Here is a 16,833-nt window from a genome sequence, read left to right as displayed (position 1 = left end):
CAATATGCTGCTTTTTACACCAAGTTAACGCCACCTATAGCGTCAACTTGGCTCACCAAAAACAACTCAGCTGGCAATAAAAACCGTTTTTAGCTAAACAGAGTCACGCTGGGACAACTAAAAAATGCAGTCCGGTTTCGGATGCTTAATTAACACTACGGTAATTGACTATAAGCGAGTACATGTCATGAGTCAGGGGTCATTTCATTATCCATGGTTTAAAAAAACCGATATCGACGGCTTTTTTGCACTATTTCAAAATAACATTGCGAACTTCATCGTGATCGCCATCACGATGCTGGGCATGGGCTTTTCGCCTGCCATCGTTTTCGGCAAGGTATTGCCGGGCGCCGCCATTGCCGTGATGTCAGGTAACTTCTACTACGCCTACATGGCCAATCGTCTTGCTCATAAAGAGCAGCGTACCAATGTTACCGCCTTGGCCTATGGCATCAGCACACCGGTGATGTTCGTGTTTTTATTTGGTGTTCTGCTGCCCGCCAAAACCATCACCGGTGATGCCGATCTGGCCTGGAAAATCGCTGCCGGCGCCTGCTTTTTAAGTGGTCTGATTGAGGCGATGGTTGCTTTTGTCGGCCCCTGGATGCAGCGCAAGCTGCCCCGTGCGGCCATGCTGGGCGCGGTAGCAGGGGTGGCTCTGACCTTTATTGCCGGGGAAATGCTGTTTAAAACACTGGAAATGCCCATCGTGGGCATTGTGGTGCTGGGCATCATCATTCTAGGATTGGTCGGTCGGGTAGTCATGCCCTTCCGTATTTCCTCTACCTTTTTCGCCATCATTATCGGCACCGGGCTAGCCTATGCGCTGGGGGAGTCTGACACCAAAAACTTCCAGGATGGATTTGACTATCTGGGTTTCTACCCGCCCACGTTCACCATGGCGCCGTTCGAAGGGATGGGTTTGCTGTTCACCACGATGGTGGGGATCCTCACGGTAGTGTTGCCCATCACTCTGTATAACGCCATTGAAACGATGAACAACGTTGAAGCCATGAAAGTATTGGGCGACGACTACCATGTGGGCGAATGCCAGGCCGTTGACGGTATAGGAACAGTACTGGGCGCCTTGTTTGGCGGTCTATTTCCAACCACTGTGTATATTGCCTCAGCCAGTTCCAAATGGATGGGCGCCGGACGTGGCTACAGTATCGCCAACGGTGTCGTCTATTTAATCGCCACAACATGCGGACTGATTGCCGCCTTGGCCGCCATTATTCCTGTTGCCGTGGTTTCACCGATATTGGTCTTCGTGGGTATCTCAATGGTATCAACGGCCTTTCAGGCGAACGCCAAAAAATACTATCCTGCCGTTGCTATCGCCATGCTGCCTTATCTGGGTAATTACGTATTAACCCGCTTTGGAAACAGGGCCGGCGAAGTTGTTGAAAGCATCTCTACCGGTATCGTGCCGCTGGGCCAGGGAGCCATGTTTACCGCCATGATGCTGGGCGCCATGACAGTCTGCGTCATTGACCATCACTTCAGGCGCGCAACCGCCTTCGCGCTTATCACCGCTGGCATGGCTTTTGTAGGCATTATCCACGCACCTAAAATGGCTTGGTACGCAGCCCCTGACTTCGTGATTGGTTACTTGATATTGGCCGCATTGTTCTTTTACTTCTCGGTCTTCAAGCCAGCTATCTTGCCCTCTCCGGTGGGATTGCCCTCGCTGGATGACGAGAACGAAAACCAAAGCTCAGTTTAAAAACAATAAAAAAACCACGCTTTTAGCTGCTGCTTACCCTGATAGGAGCTAAATAAAGGCCCGGATTCCTTGACGGATCCGGGCCTTCCTCGCTGCGATGGCATTCCATATTAAAGAGTCGCTAATAATCATCAGTATTAAAAAGCGTCACGCGACGCAGTTGCCAAACCCATCGCGCGTCATAGCGTAAATCGTTCAGCTCTTTGTAATCGTCTCGAGGATAAATCACCCAAACAGGCCCGAAATGTCGCACAGTCAGACGTTGGCCGTTCAAGGAGTACGCGAAAATCACATCGTAGTTATAAAAATCGGAGGTAGGCACATCAATAGCATAACCATTAAGTGCCTCCAGGCGCGCCATGTTTCCAGTCAGCTTGAAATGGTCCAGAACATCGCGAACCAATGGTCCTGCGAACACATGCGAACCGTAGGATATCGAGGTTGTTGTCTGTAAGCGCGCTGCCGGAAACGCCAACAGTTGTTCGCCGCTGAGCATATGCACCGAAGCTGCCTCTTCTCCTTCTGCAACCCCCGTCACACTTAGCACTGTGTGCTGATCATTTATTGTTGTCTCGGCAAGAGCACTTGTAATACAGCCACATTCAATTGCCACCACCATCAAATATCGCAACCAGCGCTCGCGACGATGGGTAAGCAAGGCCATTACACGATTCGACAAACCGTTACTCATGATTTTCCCTGTAGAGTAGTTATGTTTTTATTAAACCAACTTCCTTATTGCGATGTTAAGTGGCCCAACACCGGCTGCTTCAGGCTTCAATTCCCGCCAGCCCTCCCTACGAAACGAGAGATAAACTTGTGTCTAAGTCCAAGTAATGCAAGCCTTTACGAGCACAGTCTTGGGCAGCATAACAGGACCTATCCCTTCAAATATCAAAGCCTTATTAATACAACGAGGTGCAGCGAATTCCCCTCACAGAAAAAACACAGTTCCAAACAACGAAAAGGTTACGGCAATTAAAAACAATGCCAGCAAAAGCTGGCATTAAATTAGTTGTAACGGCCTTTAGCCTACGCAGAGGAGCAAAGCTGGCCCATGCAGGCCAGTAGCGTAAGTCTAAGCTTACTGCCCTTTACTCGATTTGTACGCCTGATAGCGTTGCAAGTTTTCCGCATTGGGGGGATATAAGCCGATTAAAGGATGGCCTGCTCGCACTTGCTCTATAACCCAGGCCTCCAGCATTTCTTGTTCTGGAGCCTGCTCCAGAACAGCGTTCAAATAATCAATAGGAATGACAATAGCACCATCTTCGTCTGCAACAATTATGTCGCCCGGAAAAATAGCAACGCCACCACAACCTATAGGCTCATTCCACCCCACAAAAGTCAAACTAGTAACAGACGCAGGCGCAGCGTAACCTTGGCTCCAACTAGGCAAGCCGGATACAGCTACGCCCCGGGCATCACGTACAACCCCATCGGTAACCAAAGCTTTAATATCCTTTTTGACCATACGTTCACATAAAATGTCACCCCATACGCCTGCATCGGTAGTGCCAAAAGCATCCACTACGGCAATGCATCCAGGGGGCATTGCTTCAATCGCCGCCCGGGTTGAGCAAGGCGAACTCCAAGAAGCCGGCGTAGCCAAGTCCTCGCGTGCAGGTACGAAGCGTAGGGTAAATGCAGGGCCGACCACCCTGTGCTGTCCTGCAGCAAGTGGACGCACACCACGTATCCAAGTATTACGCAAGCCGAGCTTTAATAAAACAGTAGTTAGAGTTGCTGTAGTGATATTGGAAAGGGTTTCAATTGCTTTGGCATCCAATAGCATTCCGTACTCTCCTTAGTAGCGGGAAAATTTAGTGGCTATAGGGCTTATAGACCCGATATCAGACCACCATCAACGCGCAAAATTGAGCCAGTAATATACGAGGCCCGGGTACTGGCGAGGAAAGAGACTGCATCAGCATATTCTTCCGGGCTACCATAACGGCCAGCTGGAATGCTGGAAACACTTTCAGCGGCAACATCAGCAGCACTACGGGACTCGCGTTTTGCCTTAGCTTCATCCAGAGCCTGTATCCGTGTTGTAGCGATACGACCAGGAACGGTAATGTTGACGGTGATTCCTTGAGCGGCAACTTCGCGGGATAGAGTTTTAGACCATCCGACTATGCCTAGACGCAGAGCATTGGAAATAGCCAAGTTTGGAATAGGTGCCAGCACGCCCGAAGATGTGCTAGTAATTATTCGACCCCAGCCCTTCCTTTGCATGGCGGGCAGTACCCGATCGGTAATGGCAATCACCGGTACAACCATAGTGTTGAAATACTGCTGCCAGATTTCAGCGTTCTGACCGGCAGCGGTAGTTGGGGGGCCGCCCGTGTTATTGACTAGAATATCCACGCTCTCGAATTCGGCTTCAATACTGCTGATGCTTTCATCGATTCGCGAGAGATCACCCAAGTCCCAAAGTAGAGACAGACTTTTGCCACCAACGTCAGCAATTTTTTTAGCAGTTTCCCCCAAAGCCTCCTTATTGATATCCGCAATGGCTACCTTCACGCCCTCTCTGGCAAGTGCCAAGGCAATTGCGCCTCCCAGCTCCCCGCCAGCACCGAAAATCAGTGCAGTTTTATGTTGAATTCCTAAGTCCATGGCCAACTCCTTATGTTGTGATGAGCGTATAAAAAATGTATTGGTTCAATGGGGTTGACGTACTAATGTGACAATCACTTGCGCCTCATCCACTACGTCCCCAACCGAGACATGGATGTCCTGAACAATGCCGTCCTCTCCGGCCTCGATCAGAATCTCCAGCTTCATGGCTTCCATAACGGCTACGGGATCACCAGCCGATACGGATGCACCAGCAGAAACAAGTATGTTACTGATGACACCTCCCAGCTCTGCTTTAATTTCTATGCTGCTCATGGTGCTCTCCTGATAATCATGGTGTATTAATCAACACAGCTTTTCTTGATTCCAAAAAAGCTGTATGTACTTTTCCTGCTATGTAATCTGGGTCAGCCATAATGGCTTGCAACAACTTCACATTGTGTTTGGGACCGTCAATAACGCTTTGCTTTAGGGCGTCCTGCATCGCCTCAATTGCCACAGCACGTGTCGCTCCCCAGACAATCAATTTGGCGATCATGGGATCGTAATACGGACTGATACGGTCATTAGGCCGATAACCAGTTTCAACACGACAGTGCGAACCGGTCTCAGGTAACGTAAATACGTTTAACAATCCGGGTGAAGGTAGAAAATCCTTTTCCGGATTTTCAGCATAGAGTCTGCACTCAATGGCAACACCGCTGTGACAAACCTCTGATTGTGCTATTTTTTCGAAGACCCCAGATGCCAGTTCTAACTGATGACGCACAATGTCCAAACCAGTGACCATTTCAGTAACAGGATGTTCAACTTGGATGCGAGTGTTCATTTCCAGAAAGTAAAATCGCTGTGTCTGGGTATCAAAAATGAACTCGACGGTACCAGGGCCAGCATAGCGTTGATGAGCAGCCAACTTTACGGCGGCTTCAGCCATAGCCATACGAATACTCTCAGCAACTTCCGGTGCAGGGCTTTCTTCAACTACTTTCTGAAAGCGTCGCTGGATGGAACAGTCTCGTTCATAAAGATGGATGACATCGCCATCGCCATAGCCAAAAATCTGAATTTCTATATGACGAGCTCTAGTGATGTACTTTTCCAAAAACACAGCGCTTTCACCAAAGGCTTTACCCGCCAGTTGCAGAGCGGCTTGGACGGCAGAGTCAAGCTCTGCCTGACACATCACGTTCTTCATACCCATGCCACCTCCACCGCCAGTGGCCTTAACCAGTATTGGGTAACCAATGTCATTAGCCAGAGCAGCCAGATCGACATCCATATCCGCCTGAATACGAGGACTACCAGGCAGCACAGGAACACCAGCCTCAACGGCGATGGCGCGGGCGTGATCTTTATCACCCATTTTCTTGATCGTATCGGCATTAGGACCAACCCAAATCAGGCCCGCATCTTGGACTTTTTTGCAAAATCAGCACTTTCTGATAGGAAGCCATAACCCGGATGTATAGCATCCGCCTGAGTGCTCTTAGCGACCTGTAGAATGCAGCTGCTGTTCAGGTAGCTGTCCCGAGCAGCAGCAGGGCCTATATGCACAGCTTGGTCAGCCATCGTGGTATGCAACGCATTGGCGTCAGCATCCGAATACACGGCAACCGTTTCAATACCCATAAGTTGGCAGGCGCGAATAATGCGACATGCAATTTCGCCCCGATTAGCAATAAGAAGACGTTTCATAGTGATGAAGTAAGGTAGAGAGGATACGTACAGCGATCAACGCAGCTTGAGGCATGCGGCAGCAATAGCTTCACAAGCTTCATATACGTCAGCGTCACTTGCGACATAGGCCAATCGAAAATATGGGCTCAGGCCAAAGGCAGTCCCGGGCACTACAGCAACCCCCGCTTCTTCCAGCAGGTATTCAGCAAACGCCACATCACTCTCCATTGTTCTGCCATCAGGTTTTATACGTTGCACAGCCTGACTACACTCGATGTATAAATAAAATGATGCGGGCGCGAATTGGGGCTGCAGTAAAGGAGCGGCCCTTTGCAAGACCGACAGAGCAATATCGCGCCGTCGGCGTAAAGCGGCAAGCCACTCCGGTAGAAAATCTCGCGGAGTACTTAATGCAGCCAACGCTGCTGCTTGCGAGATGGAACAAGGATTACTCGTACTGTGTGACTGCAGATTTTCAATTGCCTGAATCAGCCATTGAGGGCCGCCAGCGTAGCCCAGCCGCCAACCGGTCATCGCAAAAGATTTAGAAACGCCATTCAAGGTCAGAGTGCGATCCTGCAACGCTGGTGCTGCTTGAGCAAAGGAAGCAAAGGACTCTTCGTAAACAATTTCTTCATAAATATCATCCGACAGGACAAGTACCCGAGGGTAGTCCTCCAATACCGCCGCTAAGGAACGAAGTTCATCAGCGCTGTAGAGTGCTCCCGACGGGTTGCCAGGCGAATTCAGGATCAACCAACGCGTAGAATTGCTGAGCACTTGACGCAAAGTTTCGGGTGTGAGCTTCAGGGCATCTTGCGATCCAGGTTTAACGATGACAGGAGTAGCACCCGTCAATGTCACCATATCCGGATAAGACACCCAATAAGGAGCAGGAATGATGACCTCATCCCCTTCGTCAAGTGTTGCAAGAAAAGCATTAAAGATTATTTGTTTAGCACCGCTCGCAGCTAGCACTTGCTGCGGTGTGTAGCACAAACCATTGTCGTGAGAAAACTTATTAATAATGGCTTGTTTCAAAGCAGGTGTGCCGCCAGTATCCGTATAACGTGTTTCTCCTCGCTCAATCGCCTTGATGGCAGCCTGACGGATTACATCAGGAGTATCGAAATCCAGCTCTCCTACACCAAGGCTGATAATACGGCGACCTGCTTGACATAGGGCACGTGTTTTTTGGGCGATTGATGAGGTTGGGGAAGGCCTGATGCGTTGCATGCGTTTAGCTAGGCTTTGCTGAGGCGGTGTCAATATCATGGCATTCTATATAGAAGAAATAAGGGTGGTAAAGCATCAATTTTTATCGGAATGTACTCGGCGTAGTACACGGCCCTGACGAGTAACGCAGCGGCCGTCTTTTAGGGCAAGCTGCCCATTCAAATAAACAGCATGAATGCCTGTAGCGGGGGTGCAGGGAGAGTCAAAAGTAGCTGCATCATCAATCTTTTGCGGATCCAATATAACTAGGTCAGCAAAATAGCCCTCACGAATAAAACCTCGTTGCGGTATGCCCAGCCGGGTAGCGGTCAAGCCTGACATTTTATGTACAGCCGTTTCCAAGGAAAACAGACCTACATCGCGCGCATAGTGTCCCAACACTCTAGGAAAAGCCCCCACAAACGCGGATGAGGGTGGTTGTCATGTGGCAGCCCGTCAGAACCAATCATGGTTTCATCGAAAGCCAGAATGGCCTGCACGTCATTCTCATCCATCAAAAAATAAATCGCGCCAGCCGGCATCAAGAGGTTGGCGGCTTCTCTCTGGTCACATCCCAGCTCTGCTGCAATATCGGCTAGCATACGTCCAGCGTATTTCGGATGCGGTGTAGACCATGCCACCATCACGCTGCTGGCGCGCTCAATGAAGTCAGGATGGAGCATGGTGGAGGAGGCATTGTAGGGATAGCAATCAAGACAAACAGGCTGCTCAGCCATAGCATCTTTGATGCGTTGCAGTGTTTTTCCAGACATCCCGTGATAGCGGACACCAGCCAGCTTATGGTGGGAGATAACCACATTGATACCCAGCTCTTTTCCAATTACAAAGGTTTCTTCCAGTGACTCCATAACTCGGTCAGCCTCATTACGCATATGCGTAGCATAGAGACCCTTATGGCGGCCAAGGGGTTGGCCGACCTCAATAATTTCTTCGGTAGGAGCTGCAGCCGCAGGAGGATAGAAAGTACCCGTAGACATACCCCAGGCACCACTTTGTAATGCTTCATCCAGTAGTTGCTGCATCTGAGAAATTTCTTGTTGTGATGCAGGCAATGAGAGATCAGTCATTGTCTGTGCACGTAAGGACGTATGCCCGACCAAGGCAACAACGTTGACTGCCGGTGCAGCAGCGTCCAAGGCATCAAGATAGTCAGCAAAATGCGGAAAACGCAGCCATTCTTCTGTAGCGACCAGATCCAGTGGTGGAACGATAGCAATGTTAGGGGACAACGGCGCTAAACTAATGCCACAGTTCCCCGTTACGACTGTAGTTACACCTTGAGTCAATTTAGGAAGCATGTCTGGATTGCTCAGTAAGGCGCGGTCATCATGGGTGTGCACATCAATAAACCCCGGCACTACACTCAAGCCTTCCAGATTAATGTCCTGTTGTGTCGCTGTGGCATCATCTAAATTACCAATAGCGGCAATACGGTCCTTAAGCAGACCAATGTCCGCGGTATATGCGGGTTGGCCACTACCGTCTATAACATTGGCGTTACGCAAAATGGTGTCAAAAGAAGAAATCATGGCATGCTCTATCCGTGATGAGTGTCCAGATACCAGAACACTCAGGTATCTGGGTAACCAGGAAAATTTTAGCGGCGTGCTGCAAGGCGCTTTTCCAAGCGCTCCAACAGGCTGTCGAGTTCAATCAGATCATCAGCATCTAACGCTGGACCAGGTTTGCGGGTATAGGCTGACTTAATAGCCCCCGCCGGCGCAGCACTTCTTTGCGTATGGCCAAGCTAATACCCATCTGGAATTCATGTTTCAGGAAAGGTAAATAGAGATCAAATTCGTCCTCGGCTTCTTCGGGCTTTCCTTCACGGAACAGACGCGCTACTTCAACCAACATTTCTGGGTAGGAAAACCCCGTCATCATCCCATCAGCTCCTCGACGCATTTCTTGCGGAATGTACAGGCCGTTATTACCAACCAGTACACTAATGCGACGTTTATTGTTCTGCTCGGCATGACGACGCAACTGTGTCAGTTTCCGTAGCCCGGGAAACTCTTCATGTTTCATCATGATGATCTGCGGAAACTCATCAATTAGACGACTCAGTACATCTAGAGAAGTAGATACGCCAGTGGCTTGAGGGTAATCCTGATAGCAGACGGGCACATCCGAACCCAGGGCTTTCAGTACACCGGAAACGTACTGGTAGACTTGCTCGTCGGTTTTCAATGCTCCTGAAGGGGCCAGCATAATACCGGCAGCACCCGCATCCATGACGGCTTCGGTCAGATTTTGAATATGCAATGTACTGACGTTACTGGCGCCCACTACTATTGGTAGACCCTGGGCACGCGCAATCACGCGTTTAGTAAACTGCAGCGACTCTTCGAAAGTTAGCTTGGGAGCTTCGCCAAGAATCCCCAGGATAGTCAAACCATCCACGCCTTTCTCTAGGTAAAAGTCGACTAAGGAATCGGTGCTTTCCAGATCTAGTGCCCCATTATCGGTAAAAGGGGTTGCGGAAATAGTGTAAACACCGTGTGATTGTTCATTAAAGCGTTGCGGGGTCATGGAAACTCCTCATTGGTTAGGGGTGACTGACAGTTATGAGATCGGCGTCAGCCTAGAAATAAATTGTTGTGAAACGCCATATGTGTGGCGCCATAGCGCAATAGCTTTATCAACTGAAATGGCTCGCCACTTCAGTTGTGAGCCAGGGCGTAACTGAGCCAGCCGACCAAGATCAGTCCGTGAGACAACAGCAATTTTTGGATAACCGCCGATGGTTTGTCGGTCATTGAGAGCGATAATGGGCTGCTCATCACCTGCAACCTGAATCGCTCCATATGCAATAGCGTCGGAAATAATGTCATGGCCAGTATGGTGACGGATTAAGGGGCCGCTCAGCCTATAACCCATACGGTCAGAAGCTGGCAGTATCTTGTAATCTCCGCGCAGGAAATCCTGGATCGCGTCGGCAGTAAAAGCATCATCCTGTGGACCTAACACGATGCGAAAAGGCCCTTGCTGTTGATGCCAAGGCAGAGTGTGCAGACTAGTTCCGTCAGGTGTTTTCAGACAAGAAGCATCGGGCGCCTGATGCAGCCTAAGCGGCAGTTCATCATCTTTTTTAAGAGCCTGTCCCGTTACGCCCCCTAAAGCAGCTCTGGTTAGGGTGGAGACGCTACCTAGCACTGGCTGTATGGCAAAGCCTCCCGCAACAGCCAGGTAGCCGCGTAGCCCGGTCCGTAATGATCCAATGCGTAGAACCGTGCCTTCGCCCAAGGTATAACTACGCCAAGCACTGACAGGTTCGCCATTGATGCTTAGGTCTGCATCGCCTACTACGGCAACTCGGCAGGTGCCATCCTGAACCCTGTACTGACCACCATTAATTGTGAACTCCAGGGCACCGCAGTCGCTAGAGTTATTCACTAACCGGTTAGCCAAGGAATGCAATAGGGTATCCATGGGGCCAGAAGGAGGGACTCCCAAATGTTGATACCCCCATCGCCCTGCATCCTGCAACGTAGTAAAAATGCCTGGTGAGACAACATATAGTGATGTCATATGAGTACTTCCGGCTCTGGCATGCCTTGATGGGCGCTCAGCGCATTTGCCAAGCGATAAAAATCGCTGTGAGCTATAGGTTGAAATAAAATCTCATCGCCTTGATTCAACATGAAAACAGTGGGACGATTTAAGTTGAATACTTGCACTGGCGTACGTCCAAGCAAGTGCCAGCCACTAGGACCAGGCACCGACGCAATTAAGGTTTGCGCACCACCTAGGTTAATGCTGCCTGCAGGCGTAATAGTTCGTGGCGTAGCGCGTCGGGGAGTGTGGAGCAATGGATCCAGTTCGCCCAGATAAGCTAGGCCAGGTAAAAACCCCACCATATACACCCGGTAAATGGGTGAGCTATGACGGTAAATAACCTCTTCAGTGGAAATACCATGCGTCTGCGCAACAAACTCAAGATCTATGCCGTACTCACCGCCGTAGGCTACTGGTATATGCCAGCGACGACGAATTGAGCTGGTGCTATCAAGGGAGTCCAACTGCTGACGGACATGCTGCTTTAGTGCAGCGGCGTCCGTCTGTAATGGATCGTACTCAATCAAAACAGAGCAATACCCCGGAATAACAGCGGTCGCACCCAAAGGAAGAGTCCGAAGTAAAGTTTGGGCGAGATTAGTCGTTTTCTTGTTTACATGCGGGGAAATGACTTCCCCAAGCTCTATCAGTAAGGCATGTTCGCCAGCATGTAAAAAACGCGGAAACTCAGACATATCGTTCATTTCAACCCTCTCGTCCCAAAACTCAAGTTATCGGGTAGCCATGTAACAATGTCAGGAAATAACGCCAGCAACAGAGTGAAAAACACAAGAATCAGGAAAAAAGGAAAGGCGGCTCGAGTAAGCTGGCCTAATGGCGTACCTGTTATGCCATTGATAACAAACAAGTTAAATCCGATTGGGGGTGTAATCATGGCCATTTCCACGACCAGAATTAGAAAAATACCGAACCAGATCGGGTCGTAGCCTACTGCGGTAACTAATGGCAGAGTGATAGGTAAAGTCATAACGATCAGTGACATGCCTTCCAGCACTGTTCCCAGCAGTACATAAAAAACGATCAGCAGCGCAATTAATGCCAGTGGCGAAAGGTTCAAGGCAGAAATGGCCGAAGCGATGGTTGAAGGAATTTGCAGAAAGCCTATTGCAATAGATAGGAAAACGGCTCCCGCAATGATCAACCCAATCATGCTGGTAGTGTGCATGGCGCTGATGCAGGCCTGCCAGATACCTTTCCAGCTAAAACAGCGCTGCAAGGCACTAACCAAGATGGCCCCAAACACCCCAATCGCTGCGGCTTCAGTTGGTGTAGCGAACCCAAAAACCATAGATCCAACGACAAACAGGATAAGAATCAGGACGGGGCCGATTTTTAGCAAGCCCTGGATCAAGTCACGGGCAGTAACCTGCTCTTTTTCCTCAGGGAGCAGGCTAGGGTTCATCACACTGCGTACGCCCACATAAATCATGAACGACAGGGCCAACAGCAACCCAGGCACTATGCCGGCAACAAACATTTTCAGGATAGAAACCTGTGCCAAGACACCATAAATAATCAACATGGTACTAGGCGGAATCAGAAAACCCAGAGTACCTGCCCCAGCCAGCGAGCCTACGGCTAAGCTCGGGTTATAGCCGCGTGATAGCAGCTCATTGGCTGTGATACGTCCCACAAGAGCCGTAGTCGCAGCGGAGGAGCCAGAAATCGCTGCAAACAATGTACAACCTAGGATGTTGGTATGTAGGAGCCGACCGGGTATGTGGCGTACCCAAGGAGATAGACCATCAAACAGCATTTCTGACAGCCGGGTACGAAACAGAATTTCGCCCATCAATATGAATAAAGGCAGGGCAACAAGTTCAGGGCTGGAAGCAGTATTCCATATAGATTGTGCTAATAGTCGCTCAACCGGCATATTACGAAACAGTTCAAGACTGACTATACCGACGCCCATAAGGCCGACGCCGACCCAGATACCAACGGACAGAAATATAGCCAGAATAGCGAGGGTGCTCAGGACAATAGTAGTCATGGTGGCTGTTTATTCAGTGAGTTTTATAGCTTGGTTGTCGTTGAAGGCGTACAGATAAGCCGTGCCAACGCTGCCAGCAATTGGAATAGAAAAACCAGTAACCCAAAACAAAGAGCGGCCTGCGGCAAGACAAGAGGGATCTGCTCCGGAGTGCTGGAAACTGAGTTACGTATATAGGATGTCCAGGCCAGCAACGTCATGGCGCGCAGCAGGTACAACGTAATAAGAATGCCACCTACGGTGGCAACCATATCAAGCCAGCGAGTGAAGCGCGGTGGGAGCATCTCAAGCAATAAACGTATACGGATATGGCTTCGGCTTTTGAGAGCGCTGCCCAAACCCAGGAAAATTACGCTACCCATCAGATAGCCATTAATTTCCCATGTAAAGCCCAAGCTGTAATGAAAGAATCCACGCAGGATGATTTCAGCCATCATCAGCAAAAAGAGGGTGGCTAGGCAAAGCGCTGCCAATGCACCCAAGGTATTACTCAAGGCCTGTATCAGACGATCCAGGAAATGTAGCACTTTGGATTGAAAAATCATGATGACTCACGGTTATCGGTTGGCTTCCTGACGGTAGTCATCAATGATGCTCTGGGCGGGCCCACCGACCCGTTTGATGAATTCACCCCACAGAGGCTCGGCAGCCTCGGTCAATTGCTGAGATAGCGTTTCGGAGGGCAACGTAACAGTCATGCCACTTTCTTGAAGCCGAGCGATATTAGCGCTGTCTTCGTTCTGGGCAATCTCCCAAAATAGTGGCTGGAGCTCAGCAGCGATATTTTCAATTTGTTCTCGCTGCGTTGAAGTTAAGGCCTCCCAGGCGTCTAGATTGACAGAAACAGCCTGTGAGGCAGATTGCCAGTTGAAGCGATTGTAGTAATCGATAAATTCCCAAAATTTGCCATCAGTCGCTGAGGGACTGGAGGTACTGACACCTTGAATTGCACCCGAAGCAAGGCCAGGAATAACCTCGCCCCAAGGCATTTGGATGGCAATGGCATCCATGGCATTAAAGAAGTCCGTGCCGTTTTTCTCAACCGTACGAACCTTCATATTTTTCATGTCCGCCAGATCAGTAACCTCTGTTTTGGAGAATAATCCTTGCCCAGGCCACGGAGTGAAATATAAGAATTTTTGATTGTTTTCACCGGCTATTTCGTGGTAGTACGGCTTGACGTGCTTTTGGAGAATTGCCAATTCTTCAAAACTCCGTGTCAAGTAGGGGACCGACTCTAAACCTAGCAACGGTTCTTCGCCTACCTGCTGAGTAAGGAGCATATCGCTTATCTGAACAATGCCGTCCCGAGTAGCATTGAGTAGTTCAGGCCCTTTTAAACCCAGGTCACCTCCAGTATGAACACGAATAGTCACTTCTCCGCCAGTGACTTCTTTTACCTTGTTTGCGAAGGTCTGTAGATTGACAGCGTGATAGTTATTCTGAGGCCAGGGAGTAACAGCAATCCATTCCGTAGCAGCATAAGCCTGACCGCTTAGCCCCATGCCGATGGTGACAACCCAAGCCTGCACATAGTGCAGAGGAACGTTTAGCGAGCGCACATGAGCTATGGAGCGAGTGTTAGCACTATTAAGCATTTTTGTCTCCTAATCTTCATTTGTTGAAGTGATGTCATTTCCCATTTATTGTCAGTTTGCTGATGGGTTAATGACATTCCTCATGAATTGGTTTTTAATTGGAATACTTATGGGATACCATGGTACATCATTTTTCGTTTTTTGTGTTTTTCTTATGTATCGATATTTCCAGCACCTACCAACACATACAAAAACAAACACTTTCATCAGGAGGAAAGCAGCATGCTAAGAGTCGATTTGAATTCAGATATGGGAGAGGGGTTTGGCGCTTACAAGATGGGGGATGACACCGCCATGCTAGATATCGTCACTTCAGCTAACGTGGCGTGTGGTTTCCATGCTGGTGATCCACAGATTATGACGCAGGTGACAGCAACGGCTATTCGCAATAAAGTAGATATCGGTGCACATCCTGGCTTTATGGATCTGTGGGGCTTTGGCCGCCGCTACATCAAAATAGATGATGTGGCCAGTATTGAGCCACTGCTGATCTATCAGATCGGTGCTTTACAAGCTATTGCACATTCGCAGGGAGGCCGGGTAACGCATATCAAGACCCACGGCGCTTTGGGCAACATGGCTTTCACCGATAGGGAGTTATCAGAAGCTATCGTACGTGCTATAAAAACAGTAGATCGCGACTTGATACTAGTTACTTCACCGCATAATGAAACTGATGCCGCCGCTATGCGGGCAGGTGTCCGAGTAGCGTGCGAGATATTTGCAGATCGGGCTTATGGTGATAATGGTTTACTAATTCCACGAGGTCAGCCTGGAGCCATGGTGGATGATCCTAAAGACGCGACTGAAAGAGTTTTGCGTATGTTGCAGGAATGTGCGGTTATCAGCGAGAGTGGTGAAAAATTCCCTACTCAAATCCATACCATCTGTGTACATGGTGACAGCCCTCACGCTATTACCATGGCACAGTCGATTAAAGAAGGCTTGCTAAAAAATGGTGTAACGCTGGCCCCAATCAGTACTTTGGATATTTCCGCCTGAACTATCTGCAGGATAACGTCAGAATTGAGTCAGGCGATCTACAATACTTTGTTTGACATTTTCAAGGTGGCGAATCATGGCTTGTTTAGCCGCTTCGCCATCACGTCGTTTCAGGTGTTCAAGTATTTCCAAGTGCTCCTGACTTCCAGGACTTAGGCGACTAGGTACCAAGTTCAAGTCGAAGACCCGAGTTTTTAAACGTAATTCTCGTATCAATCCAGCCAAATGCTGGTTATGGGTTGCAAGAGCGATCGTTTCATGTACTAAATCATCGACGCGGTGCTGATCTTCACGAGTTCTTTCCTTGGCAGATTGCAGCGCTTGTACCATAGTGATTAGATAATCAATTTTCTCCATTTCCAGATTGCGAGCGGCGATTTCGGCTGCCTCGCTTTCCAGCAAAGTACGCACATGTAGAATTTCTATGTATTCACGTGTGGCAGGCTCTTTGACCATAAGCTGGCCCCGAGCCACACGTACTGCCAATCCTTCGTTTTCTAGGCGGCGTAGCGCTTCCCGGACAGGCGTGCGAGACACTCCAAGCATGTCCGCAAGATGTCGCTCTTGCAATTGAGAATTGCGAGGTAATTGACCTGACTGAATCATACCCAGCAATTTCAGATAAGTGTCTTCGGCCAGACTTGTTGGCTGAGGTTTAGCAAGGTTTGAATCAAGAGGCATAGCACTGAATAAGAGAGTGTTGTTTGTATTAAGTGCGGAACGTAATACGCATATTTGGCAAAGTTGTCACTGGCATATTTAAATTAGCTTAAATACACTTGGTGTACCGATGGGATACTATTATAACCGTAAGATCAACAAAGTCTTGTGATGCGGGCTAATCAAGAAAAAATAATGAGTCAGCTATGAAGACACCCGCTTAGAAAAGGCTATCCGAACTTTACATGACACCAATGATTCGCCGCTAAGGTATGCACAGAAACAACTCTTCGCTCTCTGCAACTCCGGGCACACTCAGCAGCATTCGCTGATCATTTATTGTTGTTTCGGCGGCAGCAATTGTAAAATCGCGAGCAGTCCTCTTCACTCGGTATCCAGATGGAATTTATGCATAATCCGATGCGCTACCGGTGCGAGGATAACGCCGAGAGAAGCAATAAAAAACAATCCTGTTATAAAGCCATAAATAGCGATGAAAATTTTTCCCAGAGCGGTCACGGGCAGCATAAAAGGCCCTATGCCCCCTAAAACCAGGGCGGTATTCAAGGTCGCATCGTGAAGCGAAATCTCTTCGAATAGCAGATGTCCCACTACTCCCAGCAGCATCGCTATGACGACTAGTAAAAAAGCGCCTGCAACATGCCAGGCCAAACGCCTGGCAAAATCCGCCGTGCTTAATAATGCTTCATTTTTAGACTCATACACGGCCCACTCCCTGCCAATTAATTAATTGTTCACAAGTACATTGTCATGTTCCT

General features: G+C 49.1%; 19 protein-coding genes. 2 read left to right on the top strand and 17 right to left on the bottom strand.

Annotated features, from left to right (window positions below; all coding sequences use genetic code 11):
* The first annotated feature begins 187 nt into the window (after positions 1 to 187).
* Positions 188 to 1,726, top strand: a complete 1,539-nt coding sequence (locus L1889_RS16285) for a hypothetical protein (protein ID WP_238666085.1) — start codon at positions 188 to 190, stop codon at positions 1,724 to 1,726.
* A 121-nt stretch (positions 1,727 to 1,847) separates the two neighbouring features.
* On the opposite strand, the gene L1889_RS16280 is transcribed toward L1889_RS16285, so the two are convergent.
* From L1889_RS16280 to L1889_RS16215, 15 genes are all read right to left on the bottom strand, one after another.
* On the bottom strand, positions 1,848 to 2,417 hold the full coding sequence (locus L1889_RS16280) for a putative pterin-binding protein (protein ID WP_238666084.1): 570 nt from the start codon (positions 2,415 to 2,417) through the stop codon (positions 1,848 to 1,850).
* A gap of 393 nt (positions 2,418 to 2,810) precedes the next feature.
* Complete coding sequence (locus L1889_RS16275; RefSeq protein WP_238666083.1) at positions 2,811 to 3,521, bottom strand: ribonuclease activity regulator RraA; 711 nt, start codon at positions 3,519 to 3,521, stop codon at positions 2,811 to 2,813.
* Between the two features lie 44 nt (positions 3,522 to 3,565).
* Entirely contained in the window at positions 3,566 to 4,348 is a 783-nt protein-coding gene (locus tag L1889_RS16270; RefSeq protein ID WP_238666082.1) for an SDR family oxidoreductase, read from the bottom strand.
* A gap of 45 nt (positions 4,349 to 4,393) precedes the next feature.
* Positions 4,394 to 4,624 (bottom strand): acyl-CoA carboxylase biotin carboxyl carrier protein subunit, encoded by a 231-nt coding sequence (locus tag L1889_RS16265; protein WP_238666081.1) that lies wholly within the window; start codon positions 4,622 to 4,624, stop codon positions 4,394 to 4,396.
* Positions 4,625 to 4,640: 16 nt separating this feature from the next.
* The gene (locus L1889_RS16260; protein ID WP_238666080.1) at positions 4,641 to 5,672 is read right to left on the bottom strand and encodes an ATP-binding protein; all 1,032 of its coding nucleotides are present in this window, start codon (positions 5,670 to 5,672) and stop codon (positions 4,641 to 4,643) included.
* A 35-nt stretch (positions 5,673 to 5,707) separates the two neighbouring features.
* Positions 5,708 to 6,004 (bottom strand): biotin carboxylase N-terminal domain-containing protein, encoded by a 297-nt coding sequence (locus L1889_RS16255; protein ID WP_238666079.1) that lies wholly within the window; start codon positions 6,002 to 6,004, stop codon positions 5,708 to 5,710.
* A 36-nt stretch (positions 6,005 to 6,040) separates the two neighbouring features.
* Positions 6,041 to 7,222 carry a pyridoxal phosphate-dependent aminotransferase gene (locus L1889_RS16250; RefSeq protein WP_238666078.1) on the bottom strand — a complete coding sequence of 394 codons (1,182 nt, stop codon included), beginning with the start codon at positions 7,220 to 7,222 and terminating at the stop codon, positions 6,041 to 6,043.
* A gap of 75 nt (positions 7,223 to 7,297) precedes the next feature.
* Positions 7,298 to 7,603: an amidohydrolase family protein gene (locus L1889_RS18955; protein ID WP_308217693.1), complete on the bottom strand. Its 306-nt coding sequence runs from the start codon at positions 7,601 to 7,603 to the stop codon at positions 7,298 to 7,300.
* On the bottom strand, positions 7,576 to 8,751 hold the full coding sequence (locus tag L1889_RS16245; protein ID WP_308217692.1) for an N-acyl-D-amino-acid deacylase family protein: 1,176 nt from the start codon (positions 8,749 to 8,751) through the stop codon (positions 7,576 to 7,578). The genes L1889_RS18955 and L1889_RS16245 overlap by 28 nt, the downstream gene beginning before the upstream one ends.
* A gap of 139 nt (positions 8,752 to 8,890) precedes the next feature.
* Positions 8,891 to 9,754 (bottom strand): dihydrodipicolinate synthase family protein, encoded by an 864-nt coding sequence (locus L1889_RS16240; protein WP_238666077.1) that lies wholly within the window; start codon positions 9,752 to 9,754, stop codon positions 8,891 to 8,893.
* Positions 9,755 to 9,787: 33 nt separating this feature from the next.
* On the bottom strand, positions 9,788 to 10,753 hold the full coding sequence (locus L1889_RS16235; RefSeq protein WP_238666076.1) for a 5-oxoprolinase subunit C family protein: 966 nt from the start codon (positions 10,751 to 10,753) through the stop codon (positions 9,788 to 9,790).
* A complete protein-coding gene (pxpB, locus tag L1889_RS16230) occupies positions 10,750 to 11,484 on the bottom strand; it encodes a 5-oxoprolinase subunit PxpB (protein WP_238666075.1) in 735 nt (244 codons plus the stop codon). Before pxpB ends, L1889_RS16235 begins: the two co-directional genes overlap by 4 nt.
* The gene (locus L1889_RS16225) at positions 11,481 to 12,794 is read right to left on the bottom strand and encodes a TRAP transporter large permease (RefSeq protein ID WP_238666074.1); all 1,314 of its coding nucleotides are present in this window, start codon (positions 12,792 to 12,794) and stop codon (positions 11,481 to 11,483) included. Before L1889_RS16225 ends, pxpB begins: the two co-directional genes overlap by 4 nt.
* A gap of 23 nt (positions 12,795 to 12,817) precedes the next feature.
* Entirely contained in the window at positions 12,818 to 13,339 is a 522-nt protein-coding gene (locus L1889_RS16220; RefSeq protein WP_238666073.1) for a TRAP transporter small permease subunit, read from the bottom strand.
* A 12-nt stretch (positions 13,340 to 13,351) separates the two neighbouring features.
* Entirely contained in the window at positions 13,352 to 14,392 is a 1,041-nt protein-coding gene (locus L1889_RS16215) for a TRAP transporter substrate-binding protein (RefSeq protein ID WP_238666072.1), read from the bottom strand.
* A 222-nt stretch (positions 14,393 to 14,614) separates the two neighbouring features.
* Here L1889_RS16215 and L1889_RS16210 point away from each other — a divergent pair, with 222 nt between their 5' ends.
* Positions 14,615 to 15,394, top strand: a complete 780-nt coding sequence (locus L1889_RS16210; protein ID WP_238666071.1) for a LamB/YcsF family protein — start codon at positions 14,615 to 14,617, stop codon at positions 15,392 to 15,394.
* An 18-nt stretch (positions 15,395 to 15,412) separates the two neighbouring features.
* Here the strand turns inward: L1889_RS16210 and L1889_RS16205 are convergent, their stop codons facing one another.
* On the bottom strand, positions 15,413 to 16,075 hold the full coding sequence (locus tag L1889_RS16205; protein ID WP_238666070.1) for a GntR family transcriptional regulator: 663 nt from the start codon (positions 16,073 to 16,075) through the stop codon (positions 15,413 to 15,415).
* A gap of 363 nt (positions 16,076 to 16,438) precedes the next feature.
* Positions 16,439 to 16,780, bottom strand: a complete 342-nt coding sequence (locus L1889_RS16200; RefSeq protein ID WP_238666069.1) for a two pore domain potassium channel family protein — start codon at positions 16,778 to 16,780, stop codon at positions 16,439 to 16,441.
* Positions 16,781 to 16,833 lie beyond the last annotated feature (53 nt).

The organism is Paenalcaligenes niemegkensis (genome assembly GCF_022230885.1).
GTDB lineage: Bacteria > Pseudomonadota > Gammaproteobacteria > Burkholderiales > Burkholderiaceae_B > Paenalcaligenes > Paenalcaligenes niemegkensis.
The sequence above is the reverse complement of the archived record's forward strand: the minus strand, read 5'-3'. Positions and strand labels throughout refer to the sequence as shown.